Annotated in this window: 16 protein-coding genes and 3 rRNA genes; 7 read left to right on the top strand and 12 right to left on the bottom strand. The window is 68.3% G+C overall.

From position 1 onward, the window contains the following. Positions 1 to 46 precede the first annotated feature (46 nt). A complete protein-coding gene (locus tag OG252_RS30430) occupies positions 47 to 1,219 on the top strand; it encodes a winged helix-turn-helix domain-containing protein (RefSeq protein ID WP_266438738.1) in 1,173 nt (390 codons plus the stop codon). Positions 1,220 to 1,241: 22 nt separating this feature from the next. Here OG252_RS30430 and OG252_RS30425 read toward each other — a convergent pair whose 3' ends face one another. The 7 genes from OG252_RS30425 to mtnA form a co-directional block, all read right to left on the bottom strand. Beyond that, positions 1,242 to 1,988: a response regulator gene (locus OG252_RS30425; RefSeq protein ID WP_266438736.1), complete on the bottom strand. Its 747-nt coding sequence runs from the start codon at positions 1,986 to 1,988 to the stop codon at positions 1,242 to 1,244. A 205-nt stretch (positions 1,989 to 2,193) separates the two neighbouring features. Continuing rightward, entirely contained in the window at positions 2,194 to 2,886 is a 693-nt protein-coding gene (gene hpf / locus OG252_RS30420; RefSeq protein ID WP_266438733.1) for a ribosome hibernation-promoting factor, HPF/YfiA family, read from the bottom strand. A gap of 312 nt (positions 2,887 to 3,198) precedes the next feature. Continuing rightward, the gene (locus OG252_RS30415) at positions 3,199 to 4,245 is read right to left on the bottom strand and encodes a ComF family protein (protein WP_329340094.1); all 1,047 of its coding nucleotides are present in this window, start codon (positions 4,243 to 4,245) and stop codon (positions 3,199 to 3,201) included. A 173-nt stretch (positions 4,246 to 4,418) separates the two neighbouring features. Next, positions 4,419 to 6,245 (bottom strand): LpqB family beta-propeller domain-containing protein, encoded by a 1,827-nt coding sequence (locus OG252_RS30410; RefSeq protein WP_266438728.1) that lies wholly within the window; start codon positions 6,243 to 6,245, stop codon positions 4,419 to 4,421. Continuing rightward, entirely contained in the window at positions 6,235 to 8,328 is a 2,094-nt protein-coding gene (mtrB, locus tag OG252_RS30405; RefSeq protein ID WP_329340092.1) for an MtrAB system histidine kinase MtrB, read from the bottom strand. Before mtrB ends, OG252_RS30410 begins: the two co-directional genes overlap by 11 nt. Position 8,329: 1 nt before the next feature. Continuing rightward, entirely contained in the window at positions 8,330 to 9,019 is a 690-nt protein-coding gene (mtrA, locus tag OG252_RS30400) for a two-component system response regulator MtrA (RefSeq protein WP_187284748.1), read from the bottom strand. Between the two features lie 178 nt (positions 9,020 to 9,197). Further along, positions 9,198 to 10,346, bottom strand: a complete 1,149-nt coding sequence (mtnA, locus tag OG252_RS30395) for an S-methyl-5-thioribose-1-phosphate isomerase (protein ID WP_329340089.1) — start codon at positions 10,344 to 10,346, stop codon at positions 9,198 to 9,200. Positions 10,347 to 10,486: 140 nt separating this feature from the next. Here mtnA and OG252_RS30390 point away from each other — a divergent pair, with 140 nt between their 5' ends. From OG252_RS30390 to OG252_RS30370, 5 genes are all read left to right on the top strand, one after another. After that, complete coding sequence (locus tag OG252_RS30390; RefSeq protein ID WP_329340087.1) at positions 10,487 to 11,848, top strand: hypothetical protein; 1,362 nt, start codon at positions 10,487 to 10,489, stop codon at positions 11,846 to 11,848. A 61-nt stretch (positions 11,849 to 11,909) separates the two neighbouring features. Beyond that, positions 11,910 to 12,659: a DUF4129 domain-containing protein gene (locus OG252_RS30385; protein ID WP_266438715.1), complete on the top strand. Its 750-nt coding sequence runs from the start codon at positions 11,910 to 11,912 to the stop codon at positions 12,657 to 12,659. Beyond that, the gene (locus tag OG252_RS30380) at positions 12,656 to 13,858 is read left to right on the top strand and encodes a DUF4350 domain-containing protein (RefSeq protein WP_329340084.1); all 1,203 of its coding nucleotides are present in this window, start codon (positions 12,656 to 12,658) and stop codon (positions 13,856 to 13,858) included. The genes OG252_RS30385 and OG252_RS30380 overlap by 4 nt, the downstream gene beginning before the upstream one ends. Further along, on the top strand, positions 13,858 to 14,847 hold the full coding sequence (locus tag OG252_RS30375) for an AAA family ATPase (RefSeq protein WP_266448432.1): 990 nt from the start codon (positions 13,858 to 13,860) through the stop codon (positions 14,845 to 14,847). The genes OG252_RS30380 and OG252_RS30375 overlap by 1 nt, the downstream gene beginning before the upstream one ends. After that, positions 14,847 to 16,157, top strand: a complete 1,311-nt coding sequence (locus OG252_RS30370) for a DUF58 domain-containing protein (protein ID WP_329340082.1) — start codon at positions 14,847 to 14,849, stop codon at positions 16,155 to 16,157. Before OG252_RS30375 ends, OG252_RS30370 begins: the two co-directional genes overlap by 1 nt. Before the next feature lie 100 nt (positions 16,158 to 16,257). On the opposite strand, the gene rrf is transcribed toward OG252_RS30370, so the two are convergent. From rrf to OG252_RS30350, 4 genes are all read right to left on the bottom strand, one after another. Further along, a 5S ribosomal RNA gene (gene rrf / locus OG252_RS30365) occupies positions 16,258 to 16,374 on the bottom strand. 92 nt (positions 16,375 to 16,466) lie between these two features. Further along, positions 16,467 to 19,589: ribosomal RNA gene (locus OG252_RS30360) — 23S ribosomal RNA — on the bottom strand. A gap of 306 nt (positions 19,590 to 19,895) precedes the next feature. Next, positions 19,896 to 21,423: ribosomal RNA gene (locus OG252_RS30355) — 16S ribosomal RNA — on the bottom strand. Together the 16S, 23S and 5S rRNA genes form the textbook arrangement of a ribosomal RNA operon. Before the next feature lie 561 nt (positions 21,424 to 21,984). Continuing rightward, entirely contained in the window at positions 21,985 to 22,992 is a 1,008-nt protein-coding gene (locus tag OG252_RS30350; RefSeq protein WP_329340080.1) for a stage II sporulation protein M, read from the bottom strand. Between the two features lie 133 nt (positions 22,993 to 23,125). On the opposite strand from OG252_RS30350, the gene OG252_RS30345 reads away from it, so the two are divergent. Next, on the top strand, positions 23,126 to 24,199 hold the full coding sequence (locus OG252_RS30345) for an RDD family protein (protein WP_266438702.1): 1,074 nt from the start codon (positions 23,126 to 23,128) through the stop codon (positions 24,197 to 24,199). Positions 24,200 to 24,277: 78 nt separating this feature from the next. Here OG252_RS30345 and OG252_RS30340 read toward each other — a convergent pair whose 3' ends face one another. After that, the gene (locus tag OG252_RS30340) at positions 24,278 to 24,892 is read right to left on the bottom strand and encodes a hypothetical protein (RefSeq protein WP_329340077.1); all 615 of its coding nucleotides are present in this window, start codon (positions 24,890 to 24,892) and stop codon (positions 24,278 to 24,280) included. Between the last annotated feature and the right edge of the window lie 105 nt (positions 24,893 to 24,997).

The following is a 24,997-nucleotide window of genomic DNA, read 5'->3' as shown; positions in this document are numbered from 1 at the left end:
CGCAGCTCAGCTCCGGTTGTCAGTGCCACCCCCTATCGTGCGGCTCATGACGACCCCGCGCCCGGACACCACCCTCTCGGCAGACGAGGCCCGCCGCATCGCCCTGCGGGCCCAAGGCTTCCTAGGCGCCCCGGACCGCCGTTCAGGCGTCCGCGGCATCCTCCGCCATCTGGGCGCGGTCCAACTCGACACCATCTCGGTCCTCGCCCGCTCCCACGAACTCATTCCGTACGCCCGCCTCGGCGCCGTCGGCCGCAAGACGGTCGAGGACGCCTACTGGACCGACACACACGCCTTCGAGTACTGGTCCCACGCCGCCTGCATCCTCCCCATCGAGGAGTGGCCCCACTTCGCCTTCCGCCGCCGCGCCTACCGCAACCGCCCCCACTGGAACCACACCCTCCCCGACGGCACCTACGACCAGGTCATCAAGCAGCTCCGCACCGAAGGCCCCCTCACCGCCACGGATCTGGGCGGCGCGAAGAAGACCAGCGAGTGGTGGGACTGGTCGGGCACGAAGGTGGCCGTCGAGCGGGCCCTCATGCACGGCGAGGTGGTGTGCGTCGAGCGCCGCGGCTGGAAGCGCGTGTACGACCTCGCCGAACGCGCCGTCCCACAGACCCTGCTGCACGACGATCTGGACGACACCGAGTGCCTGCGCCGCCTGGTCCGCCTCGCCGGCCAGTCCCTGGGCGTCGGCACGCGCGCGGACATCGCCGACTACCACCGCCTCAAGGCCGAGCAGGTCGACGCGGTGATCGCCGACTCCGGCCTGGTCCCGGTCTCGGTCGAGGGCTGGGGCAGGCCGGCCTGGGCCGATCCGGCGGCCCTGGAGACACCTCCGCGCGGCCGCCACCGCACCACCCTGCTGTCCCCCTTCGACTCCCTCGTCTGGGAACGGGCGCGCACGGAGCGGATCTTCGGCTTCACGCACCGCCTGGAGGCCTACGTCCCCAAGCCGAAGCGGGTGTACGGCTACTTCGCGATGCCGGTGCTGGCCGGCGGCCATCTGGTCGGCCGCGTGGACCCGGCCCGCGAGGGCAGCACCCTGGTCGCCCGGCAGGTCACCCTGGACGGCCCGAAGGCGGTCCCGGCGGTCGCGCAGGCCCTGCTCGAGGCGGCGAGCTGGGTGAACTGCACGAACGTACGGGTGGAACGGGTGGACGCACCGGACCTGCGCGAGCCCCTCGCGAGGGAACTCACCCGCGCGACCCTCTGATCCGGGCCTCTGATCCGCTTCTTTACCGGATTTCGAGGATCTTCTCGCGCATCGCGTACACCACCGCCTCCATCCTGGAGTGCAACTGCAGCTTCTCCAGGATGTTGCGCACATGGTTCTTCACGGTGTTCTCGGAGATGAACAACTCCTTGGCGATATCCCGGTTGTTCATCCCCGTGGCGACCAGTTTCAGCACCTCCAGCTCACGCTCCGTGAGCCGCGGCGCGGGCACCAGACGGCGTTCGTCGGTCCGCTGGATCATCGACTTGAACTCGGTGAGCAGTTTCGACGCCATGGAAGGACTGATCTGCGACTGCCCGTCGGCCACCGCGCGAATGGCGGTGGCCACCTCGTCCGTGGAGATCTCCTTGAGGAGATATCCGGTCGCGCCCGCCTTGATCGCTTCGTAGAGGTCGGCCTCCTCGTCGCTGATCGTCAGCATGATGATCTTGGCGCTGGGGGCGACCTCCTTGATGGAGGTGCAGGCCTCGATCCCGCCGCGCTTGGGCATCCGCACGTCCATCAGCACGATGTCCGGCAGCAGGTCGGCGGCCTTGTCGACGGCCTCCGCGCCGTCCCCGGCCTCTCCGACGACCTGGATGTCCTCCTCGGCCGCCAGGACGATCTCCAGGCCGCGGCGGAAGAGGGCATGGTCGTCCACGACCAGGACACGGATCGGCTCCTTGCGTGGAGAGCCCGCGTCCGGGCCCGTGGCGACGACGCCGTCTGCGGCGTCCTCGTCCTGCATCGGTCCGAAGCTGTCCGCCATCGTTCCTCCCCCTGAAGGCTGTGGCCTGTGGTTCTGTGCCATCGCCAACCCAAGGCAACGGCCCAGCGGTTGGGCCGGTGCGGCCATGATTTCATGCCCGGACGACACTGCGGTGACGAGCGGGGCGCGAAGTGGTCGCACACCGGTGCCCCTGGGGGCGCACACACGCGCACCAGGGGCACCGGCTCAGCTGTCGGCCGGGTGATCAGCCGCCCAACGTGCCACCCGCCGCGGGGCCTTGCGTCTGGGTGACCATCGGGTCCGTGCTGAGGTGGATGACGCCGTAGTCGTAGGCGTGCCGCCGGTAGACGACACTCGGCTCCTTCGTCTCGGAGTCGATGAACAGGTAGAAGTCGTGCCCGACCAACTCCATCTCGTAGAGAGCCTGGTCGAGGGACATCGGGGAGGCGACGTGGGTCTTCTCACGGACGACGAGGGGGCCTTCACCCTTCACCTCGAGAGAGCCGATCTTCTTGGTCGGCACGCTCTCCGGCTCTTCCTCGTGGGCGGTGTGGCCGTTCCCGTTGAGCGTCGCCGCGCCCGGAACGTGGTCGGCGACCTCGGCCGCCGTCAGCCGCCGCGCGCCTCGGCGCGTGTGGCGCTTGTCGTGCTGCTTGCGCAGCCGGGCGTCCAGCTTCTCCGCCGCCAGGTCGAGTGCCGCGTACGGGTCGCTGGCTGCCGCTTCCGCCCGGATCACCGGACCGCGGGAGTGGAGCGTGATCTCCACTCGGTCACTGCGGTCGGCCTGTCGGGGGTTGGGCTCCTTGGACACCTCGACGTCGAGGCTGATCACCTTGCCATCGAGCTTCTGGATCTTCTCCAGCTTCAGCTTCTCGGCCACGTGCTTGCGGAACCTCTCGGGCACCTCGGTCTTGCGGCCCTTGACGACGATGTCCACGCAGAACTCCGTTCCCGGATCGCTCCGCTTCGCTGCGGAGCGTCTCCCTTTTGCACCAGGCTCCGGTGAGCCCCGGAACCTCGGACTCGGTGACTTCCACCTCCTCCCCCGCGGGCAAGATCTCCACTCCACCGGTGTGGGTGATAGTGAAAAACCCACGGCACGGCATTCGGATTCGAGAGGTGTGGCCTGCGCCTTTTCTCTCACAACCGAACATATCTCGCCCGGACGGATGTCGTCACCCTCTACCGCGGCATACCTCCGTTCAGGTGAATAGACCCTCTCATTACCTGCAACGATGCAAGTTCTCAGTCAGTTCCGGTTTATTTCGAAAGAATCCGGTGTGGCTGCGACCACGGCCGCGCAGATCGCGTCACCATCACCGCCGACGCCCGCCGTTCCCGACGGGACGGCCACCCGGCCCGTCTCCTCCTCCGTCGCACCGCCCATCCGTTCCCCTCTGCCTTCCCTACGTACCGTGCCGTACACCGCCGTTGCACCCTCTCCACACACATCCGCCCCACTCACCACGACCGCTCGGGCACCCGCGGCGCCGCCACCTGCCACCGTCTGCTCCACCATGGCCGTCTGCTCCGCCATTGCCGCCCGCACCGCACGCGCCGCCTCCGCCAAGGACGCGCCCGTGGTCATCAGGTCGTCGACAAGCACGACCCGACCACCGGACAGGAGCCGTCCGCCCCCCGGAACCACCACCAGCGCACCGGCGAGATTCTCCAGCCGCTGCCGGTGGTTGAGCCCCGCCTGGTCGGCCACGGCACGGCTCTGCCGCAGCACGGACACCACCCGCGCCGGCGTCCCCGCCCGCCGGAGCTCCCCGGCCGCCGCCAGCGCGATCCGCCGCGCCGGATCATGCCCCCGCGACCGAACCACCGCACGCGAGGACGGCACGGGAACCAGCATCACGACGCCGCCGCCTCCCCCCGCAGCCCCCTGACCACCACCAGCCGCGTCGACCAGCCCTCGCGCCTCCCGAAGCCCGGCACTGTCGGCCGGTCCCCGGGCTTCCCGAAGCCCGGTGACGACCCCGTCAGCGGGCCTCCCAGCCACCCGCAGCCCCGCCCGCACAGCCCCCGCCAGAGCCGTACCGAGCGGTGCCGCCAGCGCCAGCGCACCGCGCTCCTTGTGGGCCAGCAGCACGGCCCGTACCTCGTCCGCGTACCGGGCCACCGCGTGCACGACCGGCAGCCCCGGCGGCTCCGGCACCGGTCGCACCCGGCGCGGTACGGCCCCGCTCAGGACTGCACGGCACTCCGGACACAGCACCGTGCGAGGCCTCCCGCAGCCTCCGCACTCGGCCGGCAGTACCAGGTCGGTGAGGTCCTGCCACCACCCCCGCATGGCCACCACTGTGCCAACGCCGACCCGACGCTGCCACCCCTGTGGACAACTCCCTGTGGATAACTCGAGGAGCCTGCGCACACAGCGAAGCGACCGCCCCCGCCGGAGTCGAACCCGGCAGCAGCGGCCGCCCACCTACCCCGCAGGAGCCCGCAGCCCCCACAGACCGACACTCACCCCGGATACACCGGCGCCGTCCCGTCCGTGTCCACCTTCTGCCACTGCGTCCCGGACGGCAGCCGTACGATCCCGTCCTCCGAGAACGCCACCAACGGCAACCGGTCGTCCTCGGACGCGGCGATCTCCTTCACGCCCGTCAGAGCCGCAGGCGCGGATCCCTCCGGCGTGGAGCCGTCGACCTGGACGTACCGCATCTGCTGCACGCCACCCTGCTCGCGCCCGGCCACCACGAGCCGGCTGTCACCGGCCCACGACATGGTCGTGAGCTCCTCCATCTCCGGGGTCGCGGACCGCAGTTCCTGGACCGACGGCGCGTCCTCGGCCTTCTCGCCCCGCTCGATCCGCCCGATGAACAGGGACTGCTTGCCGTCCTTCTCCACGACGAGCGCGATCCGCACCCCGTCGGCGGCCACCCGGACGTCCTTGATGCGCCCGTCCAGCCCCGGCATGTCCACCGTCAGCGGCTCGCCCGCGCCCTCCTTCAGCAACAGCAGCCGCGGGTTGCCGGGATCGCGGTCGGCCACCCACAGGTCGCCCTCCGCGTCCCAACTGGGCGCGGTCAGCCTGTCGTTCGCCGTGGCACCCTGGCTGGTCAGCACGGGCTCGCCGAGCGATCCGCCCGACACGAGCGAGCCGACGTACAGCGCCTTGCCGTCGATGCCGACCCCGGCCGCGCTGTGCTCGTCGCGCGACACGGCGACCGACCGCAGCTCCTTGTCGCCCTCGCCCAGCGCTCCCGGCACCGGATCCGGCTTCGTACTGTCGTTGCCCGCCGGCAGCCGTACGAGCCGGTGCTCGCCGTCGACGAAGTACAGGTACGCGGGACTGCGCACCGAGCCGCGCGCGGCGACCGTGTCGGCCCCGTCCTCGGGGAGCGAGCACAACTGCTTGCCGCCCGCCTGCAGTTCGACCTCGTCCACCGCGGGGGTGAGGTTCTGCAGGGTGAACAGGAGCTGGGCCGCCATCTCGTCGCACTTGACCGAATCGACCCGCGCCGCCCGGTCGTTGAGCGGCACGGTCAGCTTGCCCTGGTCGTCCGGCGTCAGCGAGGTGACGCCGTCCTTCAGCTTCGTACCGGTGGGGAAACTGGACCTGACGACGCGATCGAGCCAGCTCGTCGGCCCGGCGAGCAGGGAACGCACCATCTGCGCCATGGGATCCACGCGCTCACGCACGTACACGGGATCGGCGACGGCCACGGTCTCCGGACTCGTTCCGGACGTCGTGTTCGAGGCGAAGTAGTACTTGTCGACGGACGTGTAGTTGCGCTGGAAGTCCGACTTCCCCATGACGACGCCCTGCGGCAGCCCGTCGATGCGCCACTGCTTGTTCTTCTGATCCCGCGTCAGGTACACCGTCTGGCTGTACTTCCCCTCCGCGGGCGCGTACGACTGCTGCGCGTCCACGGTGGCGACCCGGTCGCCGGTGAGCGGATACGAGACGATGTCCGCGTCCTCCCGGTCCGCGGCCTGCTCGGCCCCGACGGTCACGCCGTCCGCGAGCACCGTGGTGGACAGCTCCGGCTGCCACTTCTTCGCGGCCTCGGGCGTCAGGTACTTCTTCGCCGTCTCATAGTGCGGATCGTCGCTGGTCAGTGCCTCCAGGAAGCCCTGGACGATGTCCGAGGCGGACGCGTCCTCCTGGGGCGGCATCGCGAACACCCGCACCTGTGTGTCCTGACGCGGCGTGGACTCGACGCCCCGCAGATCCCCGCCGTCGGGCATGGACGCACACCCTGCCAGCAGTACGACACCACAAGCGGCGTACACCGCCGCGCGCCCCGGCGTGCGCCGGGCGCCCCCCTCGCGGTCAGCGCCCACGAAATGCCTCCCCCTGCTCGTACGAGCCCTCCGACCCGGCGTCCGGCCGGCTCACGGCCTCACTCCGTGCCTCGTCGGCCTCGCTGTGCTCCGGCCCGGCTCCCGCGGGCGCTTCGTCGTGCCGCCGCGCTCCCGAAGCGGGCCGGGGCACCACGCGCGCGCCGTTGCCGGGCAGCGCCGTCGGGTCGGCCGTGGGCGTCGCTGCGGACGGCCGGGTCGTGATCGGGCCCCGCGACGGCCCCTGGTCGCCCTTCGGCTGCGCCGGCACGGTGGCGGTCTTCTCCCCGCCGCCACGCGGCAGACCGGCGTCGTCGAGGCCGCGATGGCGCCGCGAGTCCTTGGGTTCCAGCGGTATCGGCGAGCCCCGCAGCGGTTCGTCCGCGGTCCGCGGCAGCGTCAGCCGGAACTGCGAGCCGCCGCCCGGCTCGCCCCACGCCTGCAGCCAGCCGCCGTGCAGCCGCGCGTCCTCCAGGGCGATGGACAGCCCCAGGCCCGTACCACCCGTGGTACGCGCGCGTGCCGGGTCCGCCCGCCAGAAGCGGCTGAAGACGCGGGTCGCCTCGCCGGGCTTGAGCCCGACACCGTAGTCGCGCACCGCGATCGCCACCGCCCCGCCCGCCGCGGCGAGCTTGACGACGACGTCCTTGCCCTCGCCGTGCTCCACAGCGTTGACCACGAGGTTGCGCAGCACCCGCTCCACCCGCCGGGCGTCCGCCTCGGCCACGATGGGCTGCTGGTCGCCCACGACGCGGATCTGCGTGCCCTTGCGCTCGGCGAGCGGCTCGGCCCCGCTGACGACCCGCCGTACGACCTCGCGCAGGTCGATCGGCTCGGCCTCCAGGGCCGCCGCGCCAGCATCGAAGCGGCTGATCTCCAGCAGGTCCGCGAGCAGCGTCTCGAACCGGTCCAACTGGTCGGCGAGCAACTCGGCCGACCGGGCGGTCACCGGGTCGAAGTCCACGCGCGCGTCGTGGATGACATCGGCCGCCATCCGCACGGTCGTCAGCGGCGTCCGCAGCTCGTGCGACACGTCCGACACGAACCGCCGCTGCATCCGCGACAGGTCCTCCAACTGCTGGATCTTCAACTGCAGATTTTGCGCCATCTTGTTGAAGGCCTCGCCCAGCCGCGCGATGTCGTCCTCGCCGGTGACCTTCATCCGCTCCTGAAGCCGCCCGGCGGACAGCCGCTCGGCGATCCCCGCCGCCATCCGCACCGGGGTGACGACCTGCCGCACCACGAGCCAGGCGATGGCCCCGAGGAGTACGACGACGAAGAGGCCGGCCGTCGCAAGGGTCCCCTTGACCAGGCTCAGCGACTTCTCCTCCTGAGTGAGCGGGAAGAGGTAGTACAGCTGGTACGGATCGCTGTTCGGGTCGTTGACCTGCTTGCCGATGACGAGGGCCGGCTGGGACTCCTTGTCGGCGTCGTAGACGATCCGGGTGTAGCTCTGGAACGCCGCCGTACTGTTGTCGATCCGCTCGCGCAGGGCCTCGGGCACGCTGGACGACGCGACGACGTTGCCGGAGGCGCGCGGCCCGCGCCCGCCGCCGCTGTCGTTGCCGGCCGGGAGCGTCACCACGTCGAAGGCGCCCTGGCCACCGCTGGACAGGGACTCCACCAGGTCGCTCATCCACTGGATGACGTTCTGTGCGGGGCGGCCGTCCACCGTGGTGGCCTCGTCGCCGGTGCCGCTCCCCGCCTCCTCGGCCTTCTGCTTGGCCACCGCGAACCCGCCGGTGGCCTGGCCCTGCGAGGCCTTCACCTTCGCGTCCAGCAGGCCGTTGCGCACCTGTCCGATGACGACGAAACCGAGCAGCAGAACAACACCCAGGGACATCAGCAGGGTCGTGACGACGACCTTGAGCTGGATGTTGCGCCGCCACAACCGCATGACGGGCAGCAGCGGCCGACGCACCCAGCGCATGAAGAGGCGCAGAACCGGGCTGCCCTGGACGCCGCCCTGCAGCAACCCGCCCTCGAGGAAGCGACCCCAGCGGGAGCCTGCCGCCTTCCGGCCGACAGGCCGCCCCGCGCCGGCCCCGGACCTGCCCGGCGCCGAAGCGGCACTGTCTTCGGACATGTCAGCTCGGTCCGGCCTTGTAACCGACGCCACGGACGGTCACCACGATCTCCGGCCGCTCCGGGTCCTTCTCGACCTTGGAGCGCAGCCGCTGCACATGCACGTTGACCAGGCGGGTGTCGGCCGCGTGCCGGTAGCCCCACACCTGCTCGAGCAGCACCTCACGCGTGAACACCTGCCACGGCTTGCGCGCGAGCGCCACGAGCAGGTCGAACTCCAGCGGCGTCAGCGCGATCGACTGCCCGTCCCGCTTGACGGAGTGCCCGGCCACGTCGATGACCAGATCACCGATGGCGAGCTGCTCGGGCGCCGGCTCCTCGGACCTCCTGAGCCGCGCCCGGATCCGGGCCACGAGCTCCTTCGGCTTGAACGGCTTCACGATGTAGTCGTCGGCGCCCGATTCCAGGCCCACGACGACGTCGACGGTGTCGCTCTTCGCCGTGAGCATCACGATCGGCACCCCGGACTCCGCCCGGATAAGACGGCACACCTCGATACCGTCCCGCCCGGGCAGCATCAGATCCAGCAGCACCAGATCAGGCTTGCTCTCGCGGAAAGCGGCCAGCGCCTTGTCGCCGTCGGCTACGAAAGACGGCTCAAAACCTTCACCACGCAGCACAATGCCGAGCATCTCGGCCAGTGCGGTGTCGTCGTCGACGACAAGGACTCGTCCCTTCATAAACGACATCATCCCATTCTTGTAACAGTGACCGGGGCGCTGGTGAGAGAGGTCACTGGCCTGTGACGATAGTCGTACGAAGTCACTACTGTCTGCCCTCGCCGACCGGTGTCGATGTCCCCGAGGATGTCAGGCCCGGCCGGGCGCGGCAGCCAAGGGTGCCACGCCCGGCAGGCCCGGGCAGATCCCCTCAGCCGGTCGTCACCTGCCGCGACCTCGCACACACCTCCGCGAGCGCCTTGGCCGTCACCGGTGAAACTACGCCCTCCTCGGTGACGATCGCCGTCACCAGCTCGGGCGGCGTCACATCGAAGGCCGGGTTGTACGCCTGGGTCCCCAGCGGCGCCACCGGAACCCCGCCACCCGCCTCGGCCCCCGCCACCGGCACCTGGGGCGCTGTGACCTCGGTCACCTCATGCCCAGGACGCTGCTCGACCTCGATCGACGCCCCGTCCGGCGTGTCCGGATCCACCGTCGTCACCGGCGCCACCACGATGAACGGCACATGGTGGTACCGCGCCAGCACCGCGAGCGGATAGCTCCCCACCTTGTTCGCCACCGACCCGTCGGCCGCGATGCGGTCCGCCCCGATCAGCACCGCGTCCACCTCCCCGGCCGCGAACAGCGAACCCGCCGCGTTGTCGGTCAGCAAGGTGTACGCCATACCGCTGCGCGCCGCCTCGTACGCCGTCAGCCGGGCCCCCTGCAGCAACGGCCGCGTCTCGTCCACCCACAGCCGCCGCAGCTGCCCTGCCCGGTGCGCCGCGAGCGCCACCGCGAACGCCGTCCCCTCACCACCCGACACCAGCGAACCGGTGTTGCAGTGGGTCAGGATCCGGTGCCCGCCGCCGGGCAGCAGCTCGTCCAGCAGCGCCAGCCCACGCTCGGCCATCCTGCCGCTGGCCTCGGCATCCTCCTGATGCAGCCTGCGCGCCGCGGCCAGCGCCGCCTCGGCGGCCTGCCGGACATCACCGCCCTTGGCGAGCCCCGCCCGGTACGCGGACTGCGCCCTGCGCACTCCGACGGCCAGGTTCACCGCCGTGGGGCGGGCCCCCGCCAGCGCGTCCGCCGCGTCGTCCACGTCGAACCCACGCACGGCGGCGAGCGCGACGCCGTACGCTCCCGCGATGCCGAGCAGCGGTGCCCCGCGCACGGCGAGTGAACGGATCGCCTCCACCAGCGCCGGCGCATCCGTACAGACGAGTTCGACCTCCTCGGCCGGCAGCCTCGTCTGATCGAGAAGCACCAGTACGGGCCCCTCGGGTGGCTCCTCCCAACGGAGCGCCGGTATCTCGGTCGGCCTGCTGTCCTCGCCGGTTTGCGCGTACTGATCAGCCATGCGGTCAGTCTGCCCGTTATCCGGCGGACAATTGAAGGTGGCCGGCCCATACCGCGGCTGGTCCGTCGACGACCACCCCATGGCACGATGGCTGCCAACCTGCCGCCGCGACCGCGGACGGGCACCGTGAAGGAGCGACGATGAAGGACACTCCGGGCTGGGCCTCGCCCGGATCCGCCCCCTCCGACGGGCACGAGTCCGGCCCCGCCGACCGGCCTGACGCCGCGAACCCCGCGGAGCAGCCGGGAACGGACCCGCAGGACCCCGGCTCGAAGTGGTCCAAGGACCAGCCCCCGGCCGGCCAGTGGTCCGCGCCCACCGGTCAGCCGGCCCCCGGCCAGGCACCGCCACCCCCACCGCCCGGCCCGGGCTGGGGCGCCCCACCCCCCACCGCCCCTGGCGGACCTGGGGGCTACGGCCCTCCCGGCGGATACGGCGGCCCTCCCGGCGGCGGAAACGGCGGCTGGGGCGGCGGCTACGGCCCTCCCGGCGGATACCGCGGCTGGGGCGGCCCCCCGCCCGCTGCCAAGCCCGGCGTGATCCCGCTCCGCCCCCTCGGCGTCGGCGAGATCCTCGACGGCGCGGTCTCCACCATGCGCACCTACTGGCGCACGGTCCTGGGCATCTCGCTAACCGTCGCCGTCGTCACACAGATCGTCGTCATCCTGCTCCAGGGCTTCGTCCTCAACGACACCACCGACGCCGAGGCCCTCAACGACCCGAGCGCGACACTCGGCGAAGTGACCCGCGCCATGGGCGACGCCATGCTCGGCAGCGCCGTCGTCTTCGCGATCTCCCTGATCGGCACGGTCATGGCGACCGCCCTGCTCACCACCGTCACCAGCCGCGCGGTCCTCGGCCGCCCCGTCACCACCGGCGAAGCCTGGCGCGACGCCCGCCCCCAGGTGATGAAGCTGCTCGGCCTGATCCTCCTGCTGATGCTCATCGCCGCCGGAATCGTCCTCGTGGGCGTGCTCCCCGGCATCCTCGTGGCCGTCGCGGGCTCGACCGGGGCAGGCACGGCACTCGCTGTCGTCGGCGGCCTCGGCGCCGGCGTCGTGGCCGTGTGGCTGATGATGCGCTTCTCCCTGGCCTCGCCGGCGCTGATGCTCGAGAAGCAGGGCATCGTGAAGTCGATGAGCCGCTCCGCGAAGCTGGTCCGCGGTTCCTGGTGGCGGGTGTTCGGCATCCAGCTCCTCGCGGGGATCATCGCGAACATCATGGCGGCGATCGTGGTCCTGCCCTTCACCTTCCTCGCCGCCGCGTTCAGCGGTGATGGCGTCACCGGCTTCATGGAGGGCACCGGCGACCTCGGCTGGACCTTCCTCATCATCAGCGGGATCGGCTCGGTGATCGGCTCCATGATCACGTTCCCGATCACGGCCGGCGTCACCGTGCTCCTCTACATCGACCAGCGCATCCGCCGTGAGGCCCTCGACCTCGACCTGGCCCGCGCCGCAGGCGTCCAGGGTTACGGCACCACCCCCGCCCCCGGGAGCTGATGCGGTGATCCTGGCGGGGGGAGTTCTCACAGCGGTACCGGCACTGCCGAACGCCGCCGACATGGCCGTACGCGCATCGGTCAGGGCCGTGCTGCACGCCGACCGCACATCCGCGCTCTCGCTCGTCCGCTCCGACGACGAACCACCGCTGACGATCCCGCGCGACCCCGCGCGAGAGGCGGCCCGACGCGAGCTGTCCAAGCGGATGTACCACGAGAACGACCCCAGCTGGTTCCAGCGCGCCCTGAACGCCTTCTGGGACTGGGTCGACAAGCTGTTCAACACCGCCTCGGCCGCGACCCCCGGCGGAGCGCTCGGCCTGGTGGTCGTCATCGTGGCCGTCCTCGCGGTCCTGGGCGCCCTCTGGTGGCGCCTGGGCACCCCGCGCCGCGAACCCGTCTCCTCCGCCGCCCTGTTCGACGACCGCCCCCGCAGCGCCGCCGAACACCGCGCGGCCGCCGAGGCCCACGCGGCCCAGGGCCACTGGAGCCAGGCCGTCCAGGAGCGGATGCGTGCCATCGTCCGCTCCCTGGAGGAACGCGCCCTGCTCGACGCCCGCCCCGGCCGCACCGCCGACGAGGCAGCCGCCGAGGCGGGTGGCGCACTGCCCTCGCAGGCAGACCGACTGCGCGCCGCCGCCCGGGACTTCGACGACGTGACATACGGCGGACGCACGGCGACCGAGCAGACGTACCGACGCATCGCCGAACTCGACCGCGACCTTGAACGCACCAAGCCCCAACTAGCGAGCAGCAGCCCGAGCACGACCCAGAGCGCGGTCCACGACACCCGCCGGGGAGCCGCCGAATGACCACCGAGGCCACGCTCCCGTCCACCTCGGCCTCGCCCACCGCACGCCAGGTGTGGACCCGCGCGCGAGGCGTCGTCCTCGCCCTCGTGCTCCTCCTGGTGGCGGCCGTGGTGATCGCCGCCATCCGCTCCGACACCCGGCACGGCACGCTCGACCCACGCTCCGCCGACCCCTACGGCAGCCGCGCCGTCGCCGAACTCCTCGCCGACCGAGGCGTCTCCACCCGCGTGGTCAGCACCCTTGCCGAGGCCGAGGCCGCGGCCGGCCCGGACACCACCCTGCTGGTCGCCGTCCCCGACCTCCTGACGCACGGCCAACAGAGCCAACTGCGCTCCGGGACCGCCGACTCCGGCGGCCGCACACTCCTCGTCGCCCCCGGCAGCTCGTCCGTCGAGCGGCTCGCCCCCGGCGTCGTCGCCAACCCCGCCACCAGCCTCGACTCGACGCTCTCCCCCGACTGCGCCCTGCCCGCCGCCCAACGTGCGGGCACCGCCGACACGGGCGGCATCCGCTACACCGCCACCCGGCCCGACGCCGACGAGTGCTACCCCAGCAACCGCCTGGCCACCCTGGTGCGGGTCCCGGACAGGTCCGGGGACGGCGACACCGTCGTACTCGGCGCGCCCGACATCCTCTACAACGACACCCTCGACGAGCAGGGCAACGCCTCGCTCGCCCTCCAACTCCTCGGCTCCCGCCCCCATCTGGTCTGGTACCTCCCCTCGCTCTCCGACACCGCCGCCACCGACCCGGACGACGAAAAGGGCTTCTTCGACCTGCTCCCGTCGGGCTGGTTCTGGGGCACACTGCAGCTCTTCATCGCCGCGGTCCTCGCCGCCCTCTGGCGGGCACGCCGGCTCGGCCCCCTGGTGCCCGAAAATCTCCCCGTGGCGATCCGCGCCTCCGAAACCGTCGAAGGCCGTGCCCGCCTCTACCGCAAGGCCAACGCCCGCGACCGCGCGGCCGCCGCTCTTCGCTCCACCACCCGCACCCGCCTCGCCCCCCTCGTAGGCGTCCCCGTCGCCCAGGCACACGCGCCCGAAGCCCTGCTCCCCGCCCTGTCCGCCCACCTCCACAGCCCTGGAGACGGACAGGCCATGCACGCTCTCCTCTTCGGCCCGCCGCCCGGCGACGACACGGCCCTCATCTCCCTCGCCGACCAACTCGACGCCCTCGAAAGAGAGGTACGCCGTCCATGATGGACCCGACCACTGACAACGCCGTGCACGCCGGGGATCCGGGCAACGCCCGAGCCGCCCTGGAAGCCCTGCGCGCCGAGATCGCCAAGGCCGTGGTCGGCCAGGACCCCGCCGTGACCGGCCTCGTCGTCGCCCTCCTCTGCCGCGGACACGTTCTCCTCGAAGGAGTCCCTGGAGTCGCCAAAACGCTGCTCGTCCGCGCCCTCGCATCCGCTCTCGAACTCGACACCAAGCGCGTCCAGTTCACTCCCGACCTGATGCCGAGCGACGTCACGGGCTCCCTGGTCTACGACAGCCGCAGCGCCGAGTTCTCCTTCCAGCCCGGCCCTGTCTTCACTAACCTCCTCCTGGCCGACGAGATCAACCGCACCCCGCCCAAGACCCAGTCGTCCCTCCTCGAAGCCATGGAGGAACGCCAGGTCACGGTCGACGGCACCCCGCGCCCGCTTCCCGACCCGTTCCTGGTCGCCGCGACCCAGAACCCGGTCGAGTACGAGGGCACCTACCCCCTCCCCGAAGCGCAGCTGGACCGTTTCCTCCTCAAGCTGACGATCCCGCTCCCGTCCCGCCAGGACGAGATCAACGTCCTCACCCGTCACGCCGAGGGCTTCAACCCGCGCGACCTGCACGCCGCCGGCGTACGCCCTGTCGCAGGCCCCGCCGACCTGGAAGCCGCTCGCGCCGCGGTCGCCAAGACGACGATCTCCCCGGAAATCACCGCCTACGTGGTCGACATCTGCCGAGCCACCCGCGAATCGCCGTCCCTCACCCTCGGCGTCTCACCGCGCGGCGCGACGGCCCTGCTCGCCACGGCCCGCGCCTGGGCCTGGCTGACCGGCCGCGACTACGTCACCCCCGACGACGTCAAGGCGCTCGCCCTCCCCACCCTCCGCCACCGCGTACAACTGCGCCCGGAGGCCGAAATGGAAGGCGTGACGGCCGACTCCGTCATCAACGCGATCCTCGCCCACGTCCCCGTCCCCCGCTGATGGCACTCACCGGACGCGCCGCACTCCTCGCGGCCCTGGGCTCCCTCCCGGTCGGCATCTGGGACCCCGGCTGGACAGGCATCCTCGCGGTCAACGCCCCCCTGGCCGTCGCCTGCGCCTGCGACTTCGCACTCGCAGCACCCGTACGACGCCTCGGCCTGACCCGCTCGGGCGACACATCGGTCCGCCTGGGCGACACCGCCGACGTCACCCTGACCATCACCAACCCGACGCGCCGCCCTCTCCGCGCCCACCTGCGCGACGCCTGGCCCCCCAGCACCTGGCTGCCCGGCACCGAAGTGGCGGCCTCCCGCCACCGTCTGACGGTCCCGGCAGGCGAACGCCGCCGAGTGACCACCCGTCTACGACCGACCCGCCGCGGCGACCGCCAGTCCGACCGCATCACGATCCGCTCGTACGGCCCCCTCGGCCTGTTCACCCGCCAGGGCACCCACAAAGCCCCCTGGACCGTACGCGTCCTGCCCCCGTTCACCAGCCGAAAGCACCTGCCCTCCAAGCTGGCCCGCCTGCGCGAACTCGACGGCCGCACCAGCATGCTCACTCGTGGCGAGGGCACGGAATTCGACAGCCTGCGCGAGTACGTCCCCGGCGACGACACCCGCTCCATCGACTGGCGCGCCACAGCCCGCCAGACCACGGTCGCCGTACGCACCTGGCGCCCCGAACGCGACCGCCACATCCTCCTGGTCCTGGACACCGGACGCACCTCGGCCGGCCGCGTCGGCGACGCCCCACGCCTGGACGCCTCCATGGACGCGGCACTGCTCCTGGCTGCCCTGGCATCCCGCGCAGGCGACCGTGTCGACCTGCTCGCGTACGACCGCCGGGTACGCGCCCTCGTTCAGGGCCGCACCGCAGGCGACGTGCTCCCGTCCCTGGTCAACGCCATGGCAACCCTGGAACCCGAGCTCGTCGAAACGGACGCCCGAGGCCTTACGGCCACGGCACTCAGGTCGGCTCCTCGCCGTTCCCTGATCGTCCTGCTCACGACCCTCGACGCGGCCCCGGTCGAGGAGGGCCTGCTGCCCATCCTCTCCCAGCTCACCCAACGCCACACGATCCTTCTGGCATCGGTGGCGGACCCGCACATCGCCGGCATGGCCACAGCCCGCGGAAACACCGACTCCGTCTACGAGGCCGCAGCCGCTGCCCAGGCCCAGGCGGAACGCCATCGCACCGCGGAACAACTCCGCCGCCATGGCGTCACCGTCGTCGACGCCACGCCTGATGACCTTGCCCCCGCACTGGCGGACGCATATCTGGCACTGAAGGCCGCAGGACGCCTGTGAGCTATTGCCGGCATATCGCCGGAGGGGGCCGACAGCCCCTAAACGACCCGGAAAAACAGAAAACCCCCGTGCCGATGGCACGGGGGTTTCCTCAACAATTGTTCGGCGGCGTCCTACTCTCCCACAGGGTCCCCCCTGCAGTACCATCGGCGCTGTAAGGCTTAGCTTCCGGGTTCGGAATGTAACCGGGCGTTTCCCTCACGCTATAACCACCGAAACACTATGAAACTGTTTCAGCCGCACCGTTGTCGTGGCCCGACAACGGGGCTGTTCGTGGTTTCAGAACCAACACAGTGGACGCGAGCAACTGAGGACAAGCCCTCGGCCTATTAGTACCGGTCACCTCCACCCATTACTGGGCTTCCAGATCCGGCCTATCAACCCAGTCGTCTACTGGGAGCCTTAACCCCTCAAAGGGGGTGGGAATACTCATCTCGAAGCAGGCTTCCCGCTTAGATGCTTTCAGCGGTTATCCCTCCCGAACGTAGCCAACCAGCCATGCCCTTGGCAGGACAACTGGCACACCAGAGGTTCGTCCGTCCCGGTCCTCTCGTACTAGGGACAGCCCTTCTCAATATTCCTGCGCGCGCAGCGGATAGGGACCGAACTGTCTCACGACGTTCTAAACCCAGCTCGCGTACCGCTTTAATGGGCGAACAGCCCAACCCTTGGGACCGACTCCAGCCCCAGGATGCGACGAGCCGACATCGAGGTGCCAAACCATCCCGTCGATATGGACTCTTGGGGAAGATCAGCCTGTTATCCCCGGGGTACCTTTTATCCGTTGAGCGACGGCGCTTCCACAAGCCACCGCCGGATCACTAGTCCCGACTTTCGTCCCTGCTCGACCCGTCGGTCTCACAGTCAAGCTCCCTTGTGCACTTACACTCAACACCTGATTGCCAACCAGGCTGAGGGAACCTTTGGGCGCCTCCGTTACTCTTTAGGAGGCAACCGCCCCAGTTAAACTACCCATCAGACACTGTCCCTGATCCGGATCACGGACCCAGGTTAGACATCCAGCACGACCAGACTGGTATTTCAACGACGACTCCACCTGAACTGGCGTCCAAGCTTCACAGTCTCCCAGCTATCCTACACAAGCCGAACCGAACACCAATATCAAACTGTAGTAAAGGTCCCGGGGTCTTTCCGTCCTGCTGCGCGAAACGAGCATCTTTACTCGTAGTGCAATTTCACCGGGCCTATGGTTGAGACAGTCGAGAAGTCGTTACGCCATTCGTGCAGGTCGGAACTTACCCGACAAGGAATTTCGCTACCTTAGGATGGTTATAGTTACCACCGCCGTTTACTGGCGCTTAAGTTCTCAGCTTCGCCACCCCGAAGAGTGACTAACCGGTCCCCTTAACGTTCCAGCACCGGGCAGGCGTCAGTCCGTATACATCGCCTTACGGCTTCGCACGGACCTGTGTTTTTAGTAAACAGTCGCTTCTCGCTGGTCTCTGCGGCCACCCCCAGCTCACCGTGTAAAACGGATCACCAGTGATGGCCCCCCTTCTCCCGAAGTTACGGGGGCATTTTGCCGAGTTCCTTAACCATAGTTCACCCGAACGCCTCGGTATTCTCTACCTGACCACCTGAGTCGGTTTAGGGTACGGGCCGCCATGAAACTCGCTAGAGGCTTTTCTCGACAGCATAGGATCATCCACTTCACCACAATCGGCTCGGCATCAGGTCTCACCCTCATGTCATCCGGATTTACCTAGATGACGGGCTACACCCTTACCCCGGGACAACCACCGCCCGGGATGGACTACCTTCCTGCGTCACCCCATCACTCACCTACTACAAGTCTGGTCCGTCGGCTCCACCACTCCCCTTTGCCCGAAGGCTCCAGGGCGGCTTCACGGACTTAGCATCGCCTGATTCAATGTTTGACGCTTCACAGCGGGTACCGGAATATCAACCGGTTATCCATCGACTACGCCTGTCGGCCTCGCCTTAGGTCCCGACTTACCCTGGGCAGATCAGCTTGACCCAGGAACCCTTAGTCAATCGGCGCACACGTTTCTCACGTGTGTATCGCTACTCATGCCTGCATTCTCACTCGTGAACCGTCCACAACTCGCTTCCGCGGCTGCTTCACCCGGCACACGACGCTCCCCTACCCATCACAGCACCCGTTGGGGCTATTGCTGCAATGACACGACTTCGGCGGTACGCTTGAGCCCCGCTACATTGTCGGCGCGGAATCACTAGACCAGTGAGCTATTACGCACTCTTTCAAGGGTGGCTGCTTCTAAGCCAACCTCCTGGTTGTCTGTGCGACTCCACATCCTTTCCCACTTAGCGTACGCTTAGGGGCCTTAGTCGATGCTCTGGGCTGTTTCCCTCTCGACCATGGAGCTTATCCCCCACAGTCTCACTGCCGCGCTCTCACTTACCGGCATTCGGAGTTTGGCTAAGGTCAGTAACCCGGTAGGGCCCATCGCCTATCCAGTGCTCTACCTCCGGCAAGAAACACACGACGCTGCACCTAAATGCATTTCGGGGAGAACCAGCTATCACGGAGTTTGATTGGCCTTTCACCCCTAACCACAGGTCATCCCCCAGGTTTTCAACCCTGGTGGGTTCGGTCCTCCACGAAGTCTTACCTCCGCTTCAACCTGCCCATGGCTAGATCACTCCGCTTCGGGTCTTGAGCGTGCTACTGAAACGCCCTATTCGGACTCGCTTTCGCTACGGCTACCCCACCCGGGTTAACCTCGCAACACACCGCAAACTCGCAGGCTCATTCTTCAAAAGGCACGCAGTCACGACGCACCGAGTAAACTCGATGCGCGACGCTCCCACGGCTTGTAGGCACACGGTTTCAGGTACTATTTCACTCCGCTCCCGCGGTACTTTTCACCATTCCCTCACGGTACTATCCGCTATCGGTCACCAGGGAATATTTAGGCTTAGCGGGTGGTCCCGCCAGATTCACACGGGATTTCTCGGGCCCCGTGCTACTTGGGTGTCTCTCAAACGAGCCGCTGATGTTTCGACTACGGGGGTCTTACCCTCTACGCCGGACCTTTCGCATGTCCTTCGCCTACATCAACGGTTTCTGACTCGTCTCACGGCCGGCAGACCGTAAAAGAGAGATCCCACAACCCCGCATACGCAACCCCTGCCGGGTCTCACACGTATACGGTTTGGCCTCATCCGGTTTCGCTCGCCACTACTCCCGGAATCACGGTTGTTTTCTCTTCCTGCGGGTACTGAGATGTTTCACTTCCCCGCGTTCCCTCCACATACCCTATGTGTTCAGGTATGGGTGACAGCCCATGACGACTGCCGGGTTTCCCCATTCGGAAACCCCCGGATCAAAGCCTGGTTGACGACTCCCCGGGGACTATCGTGGCCTCCCACGTCCTTCATCGGTTCCTGGTGCCAAGGCATCCACCGTGCGCCCTTAAAAACTTGGCCACAGATGCTCGCGTCCACTGTGCAGTTCTCAAACAACGACCAGCCACCCATCACACACCACTTCCGTGATGCTGCACCGGGGCCGGCAACTGAGGGGTTCATTCCCTCAGACACCCAACAGCGTGCCCGACACCCTTCCCGCTCCCCTCAACGGTCCACGCTCTTACGAGCAGTACTGGAAGGAGAAGACGATCAAGTGTGCCGAGTAGTCAACGTTCCACCCTTGAGCAACCAGCACCGGACGTTCGCCGATGAACTGGCCTCTGGACAACCAGGCAAGCCCGGCTGCCAAGAAGTGCTCCTTAGAAAGGAGGTGATCCAGCCGCACCTTCCGGTACGGCTACCTTGTTACGACTTCGTCCCAATCGCCAGTCCCACCTTCGACAGCTCCCTCCCCACAAGGGGGTTGGGCCACCGGCTTCGGGTGTTACCGACTTTCGTGACGTGACGGGCGGTGTGTACAAGGCCCGGGAACGTATTCACCGCAGCAATGCTGATCTGCGATTACTAGCAACTCCGACTTCATGGGGTCGAGTTGCAGACCCCAATCCGAACTGAGACAGGCTTTTTGAGATTCGCTCCACCTCACGGTATCGCAGCTCATTGTACCTGCCATTGTAGCACGTGTGCAGCCCAAGACATAAGGGGCATGATGACTTGACGTCGTCCCCACCTTCCTCCGAGTTGACCCCGGCGGTCTCCTGTGAGTCCCCATCACCCCGAAGGGCATGCTGGCAACACAGAACAAGGGTTGCGCTCGTTGCGGGACTTAACCCAACATCTCACGACACGAGCTGACGACAGCCATGCACCACCTGTCACCCGGCCACAAGGGGGGCACCATCTCTGATGCTTTCCGGGCGATGTCAAGCCTTGGTAAGGTTCTTCGCGTTGCGTCGAATTAAGCCACATGCTCCGCTGCTTGTGCGGGCCCCCGTCAATTCCTTTGAGTTTTAGCCTTGCGGCCGTACTCCCCAGGCGGGGAACTTAATGCGTTAGCTGCGGCACCGACGACGTGGAATGTCGCCAACACCTAGTTCCCACCGTTTACGGCGTGGACTACCAGGGTATCTAATCCTGTTCGCTCCCCACGCTTTCGCTCCTCAGCGTCAGTAATGGCCCAGAGATCCGCCTTCGCCACCGGTGTTCCTCCTGATATCTGCGCATTTCACCGCTACACCAGGAATTCCGATCTCCCCTACCACACTCTAGCTAGCCCGTATCGAATGCAGACCCGGGGTTAAGCCCCGGGCTTTCACACCCGACGTGACAAGCCGCCTACGAGCTCTTTACGCCCAATAATTCCGGACAACGCTTGCGCCCTACGTATTACCGCGGCTGCTGGCACGTAGTTAGCCGGCGCTTCTTCTGCAGGTACCGTCACTTTCGCTTCTTCCCTGCTGAAAGAGGTTTACAACCCGAAGGCCGTCATCCCTCACGCGGCGTCGCTGCATCAGGCTTTCGCCCATTGTGCAATATTCCCCACTGCTGCCTCCCGTAGGAGTCTGGGCCGTGTCTCAGTCCCAGTGTGGCCGGTCGCCCTCTCAGGCCGGCTACCCGTCGTCGCCTTGGTGAGCCATTACCTCACCAACAAGCTGATAGGCCGCGGGCTCATCCTTCACCGCCGGAGCTTTCAACCCCCACCCAGGAGGGAGGGAGTGTTATCCGGTATTAGACCCCGTTTCCAGGGCTTGTCCCAGAGTGAAGGGCAGATTGCCCACGTGTTACTCACCCGTTCGCCACTAATCCCCACCGAAGTGGTTCATCGTTCGACTTGCATGTGTTAAGCACGCCGCCAGCGTTCGTCCTGAGCCAGGATCAAACTCTCCGTGAATGTTTACCGGTAATCCGGTCGACACCACGAGAGCGGAACGACCAGGCGGAATAAGCCCGGCCGTTCACAGCGTCCTCGCTGTGTATTCTTCAAAGGAACCTCGCCACCGGAAGAATCCGATGGACGGGGTATCAACATATCTGGCGTTGACTTTTGGCACGCTGTTGAGTTCTCAAGGAACGGACGCTTCCTTTGTACTCACCCTCTCGGGCTTTCCTCCGGGCGCTTCCCTTCGTTCTTGCGTTTCCGACTCTACCAGATCTTCCCGATCCGATTTCCTCGGTGCTTTCCAGGTTCCCGCTCTCGCGTTTCCCTTTCCGGCGCTCCCAACATTATCAGAAGTTTTTGGCCGGTCTGACCGGCCGTTCGTTTCCGACTTAATGGGAAGGGGGGCTTCTTTGAAATCAACGTTTCTTGAAGCCAGACAGATTGTCACTGTCGCCGAACCCGTTAGATGCCGGGCTCCAGACAACTGTTTGAATCTACCTCCCCGTCGGCTCCGTGTCAACGGCTCCTGTGGGGCGAAGGAGACAGTAGCAGCTCAGCGAGGGCAGACGCACATCAGGCGGCCGTCGGCACCGTGGCGCTGCGCTCGGCTGCCTCGACGTCGCCGGTGTCGCCGGCTCGGGCCGCACGGGCGCCGAGAACGTAGACGTACACGAGGAAGGCCGACTCGGCCGCGATGCCGATACCGATGCGGGCCCAGGTGGGCAGGCCGGAGGGGGTGACGAAGCCTTCGATGGCGCCCGAGATGAAGAGGACGAGCGCGAGACCTATCGCCATGCCCACGGCGGCTCGGCCCTCCTCGGCCAGCGCTGAGCGTCGGGAGCGCGGGCCGGGGTCGATCACCGTCCAGCCGAGGCGCAGGCCTGTGCCGGCCGCGACGAAGACGGCGGTGAGTTCGAGGAGGCCGTGCGGGAGGACGAGGCCGAGGAAGGTGTCGAGGCGGCCGGCCGAGGACATCAGGCCGAAGCCGACGCCGAGGTTGAGCATGTTCTGGAAGAGGATCCAGAGGACCGGTAGGCCCAGGAAGACACCCAGGACCAGGCACATCGCCGCGGCCTGGGCGTTGTTCGTCCAGACCTGCGCGGCGAAGGAGGCCGCGGGGTGGGTCGAGTAGTACGACTCGTACTGGCCACCGGGGCGGGTCAGCTCGCGCAGTTCGGTGGGGGCCGCGATGGATGCCTGTACTTCCGGGTGAGTGCCGATCCACCAGCCCAGGAGGGCCGCTACGACCGTGGACAGAAGCGCCGTGGGTACCCACCAGTGGCGCGACCTGTAGACCGCGGCGGGGAAGCTGTGCGACAGGAAGCGGGTGACGTCACGCCAGGAGGCGCGACGGGTGCCCGTCACGGCACTACGCGCGCGTGCCACCAATTGGCTCAGCCTGCCGGTCAGCTGCGGGTCGGGAGCACTGGACTGGATCAGGGAGAGGTGGGTGGCGGTGCGTTGGTAGAGGGCGACGAGTTCGTCGGCCTCGGCGCCCGTGAGACGGCGCTGGCGTCGCAGCAGCGCGTCGAGGCGATCCCACTCGGCCCGGTGGGCGGTGACGAAGACGTCGAGGTCCATCGGTCTGCCTGCTCCTCGGCTGGTCGTCGGCGGTTCGTCGTGAGGTCAGCTTGTCGTACTGCGACGCGATGCGCCCTCAGCTTGGCAGACTGGCCACTCTCGGGGCAGGCCAGGGGAAGGACGGCGGACAGACGTGAGTGATCTGGTGACGGGCGAGGCGGTGGCGCTTGAGTTGCGCCCCGCGAAACTGCCCAGCAGGGCGTTGTCCGTACTGATCGATCTGGCCGTGGCTGTGACGGCCTACATCGTGGTGACCATCGCTCTGGTGGCTTCCACCGCTTCCCTGGACGAGGCGGCACAGGTCGCTCTGTCGATCGCGGCGTTCCTTCTCGTACTGGTCGGTGCGCCGATCGCGGTCGAGACGCTCAGCCATGGCCGTTCGCTCGGGAAGCTGGCGTGCGGGCTGCGGGTGGTGCGGGACGACGGCGGGCCGATCCGGTTCCGGCATGCGTTGGTGCGGGGAGCGATCGGCGCGGTCGAGATTCTGATGACGTTCGGAGTCGTCGCCTGTATCGCGTCGCTCGTCTCGGAGCGCGGGCGCCGGCTCGGTGACGTGTTCGCGGGAACTCTCGTCGTACGGGAACGGGTGCCGGCCACGCGGACAGGCTTCGTGCCGCCGCCTCCGCCCTGGCTGGCCGGGCGTTTCTCGGCGCTTGATCTTTCGGCGGTCCCGGACGGCCTGTGGCTTGCGATCCGCCAGTACCTGACGCGCATGCAGCAGTTGGATCCGCAGGTCGGTTGGGCCATGGCGGAGCGGCTCGCCGCTGACCTCACGGCTCGTACGGGGGCTCCGGCGCCGCCGGACGTGCCGCCGGCCGCGTATCTGGCGGCGGTCGTGCAGGAGCGGCAGTCTCGGGAGGCTCGCCGGGCCTTCGGCGCTGGGGCGGCAATGGGCGCTGCGCCGGTCGGTGACGCGTACGCGGGCGGCTGGCCGGGCAGTGGTGGTGCGCCGCATGGTGCTGGTGCGCCGGGTGTGTACGGGCCTCCGGCTGTGCAGCCTGCGGGGGCCTCTGCTCAGCCCGCCGCGCAGACCGCGTGGACTACTCCGGCAGGAGGCGCGGACGCTGTGGTCCCGACGGGCGGTCAAGCGGAGGGCCCGATCGGCGGCGAACCGGAGACTCCGGTGCAGCCGAGTCAGCCTGTGGCGCCGTCGCGCGAGACGACGGCTGCTGATCGTCCCGGCACTGGGTTCGTACCGCCTGCCTGACCCGGTGGGGTGGCTGCGGGGAGTGCCGTATTCGCTCGGCGGGCTCCCGGCCTCCGCACGTGCGGCTCGCGTCGCCGCTCAGGCGAACGCCGAGGGCGGGGATTCGAGGTCTTCCAGCTCGATTCCGGGTGCCGCGAGCACCACGTCGCCGGCGATGTGAACGGTGTGCTGCTCCCCCGTGTCCAGGGCTGTGACCTGGTATTCGTCCACGGTCAGAGGGCCGTTGTCAGTGGCGTGTGCTTCTCTTTTCAGCAGGGCCCAGGACTGGTCCACGGTGCGCGGCGCGAGGACCGGGTCCGTGAAGGCGACGAGGCGTACGCGGGTTGCTGTGGTGGAGGGGGTGAGGCGGAGAAGACGGGTGGTGGCGACGAGGAACGCGGGGGATGTGCCGGTGAAGGCGTGGGCGGAGGCGTTGCCTTCTGTGGCATGGGTTCCGGTCGGGTCCGTGCGGACCCAGGTGACGCCGTCGAGGGCGGCTCCGCGGACCTGCCAGCTCGCGGCGTGCAGTTCGAGGCGGATCGGGCGGCCGAGTTCGTCGAGGGTGAGGTCGACGGAGCCACTGTGATCGCCCGAGGGGGCGGTCAGTTGAGAGACGTAGCGCCAGCCGGAGGGGCCGGGGGCGCAGTGGAAGTGCTCTTCTGCGAGGGGGGTGTGATCGTGCGGATCGTGGAGCGAATAGCGGCCGCGGGGCATGGGGGTCCTGGTCCTGGGGCTTGACGGGCGGGTCCGGCCTCAGTGGCCAAAGGGGCAGGCCCCCGGCACGGGGGTGCGGGGGCCTGCCTCGGAGGACCTGCTGTC

It is taken from the genome of Streptomyces sp. NBC_01352 (assembly GCF_036237295.1).
In the GTDB taxonomy this organism is placed as follows: domain Bacteria; phylum Actinomycetota; class Actinomycetes; order Streptomycetales; family Streptomycetaceae; genus Streptomyces; species Streptomyces plumbiresistens.
The sequence above is the reverse complement of the archived record's forward strand: the minus strand, read 5'-3'. Positions and strand labels throughout refer to the sequence as shown.

Excerpts from the sequence above, each read along its gene's own strand:
- OG252_RS30415 (WP_329340094.1), bottom strand. The coding sequence starts at position 4,245 with ATGCGGGGGTGGTGGCAGGACCTCACCGACCTGGTACTGCCGGCCGAG.
- mtrB (WP_329340092.1), bottom strand. The coding sequence starts at position 8,328 with ATGTCCGAAGACAGTGCCGCTTCGGCGCCGGGCAGGTCCGGGGCCGGC.
- mtrA (WP_187284748.1), bottom strand. The coding sequence starts at position 9,019 with ATGATGTCGTTTATGAAGGGACGAGTCCTTGTCGTCGACGACGACACC.
- OG252_RS30370 (WP_329340082.1), top strand. The coding sequence starts at position 14,847 with ATGGCACTCACCGGACGCGCCGCACTCCTCGCGGCCCTGGGCTCCCTC.
- OG252_RS30430 (WP_266438738.1), top strand. The coding sequence starts at position 47 with ATGACGACCCCGCGCCCGGACACCACCCTCTCGGCAGACGAGGCCCGC.
- OG252_RS30340 (WP_329340077.1), bottom strand. The coding sequence starts at position 24,892 with ATGCCCCGCGGCCGCTATTCGCTCCACGATCCGCACGATCACACCCCC.
- OG252_RS30380 (WP_329340084.1), top strand. The coding sequence starts at position 12,656 with ATGACCACCGAGGCCACGCTCCCGTCCACCTCGGCCTCGCCCACCGCA.
- OG252_RS30425 (WP_266438736.1), bottom strand. The coding sequence starts at position 1,988 with ATGGCGGACAGCTTCGGACCGATGCAGGACGAGGACGCCGCAGACGGC.
- OG252_RS30375 (WP_266448432.1), top strand. The coding sequence starts at position 13,858 with ATGGACCCGACCACTGACAACGCCGTGCACGCCGGGGATCCGGGCAAC.
- OG252_RS30390 (WP_329340087.1), top strand. The coding sequence starts at position 10,487 with ATGAAGGACACTCCGGGCTGGGCCTCGCCCGGATCCGCCCCCTCCGAC.
- OG252_RS30350 (WP_329340080.1), bottom strand. The coding sequence starts at position 22,992 with ATGGACCTCGACGTCTTCGTCACCGCCCACCGGGCCGAGTGGGATCGC.
- OG252_RS30385 (WP_266438715.1), top strand. The coding sequence starts at position 11,910 with ATGGCCGTACGCGCATCGGTCAGGGCCGTGCTGCACGCCGACCGCACA.
- mtnA (WP_329340089.1), bottom strand. The coding sequence starts at position 10,346 with ATGGCTGATCAGTACGCGCAAACCGGCGAGGACAGCAGGCCGACCGAG.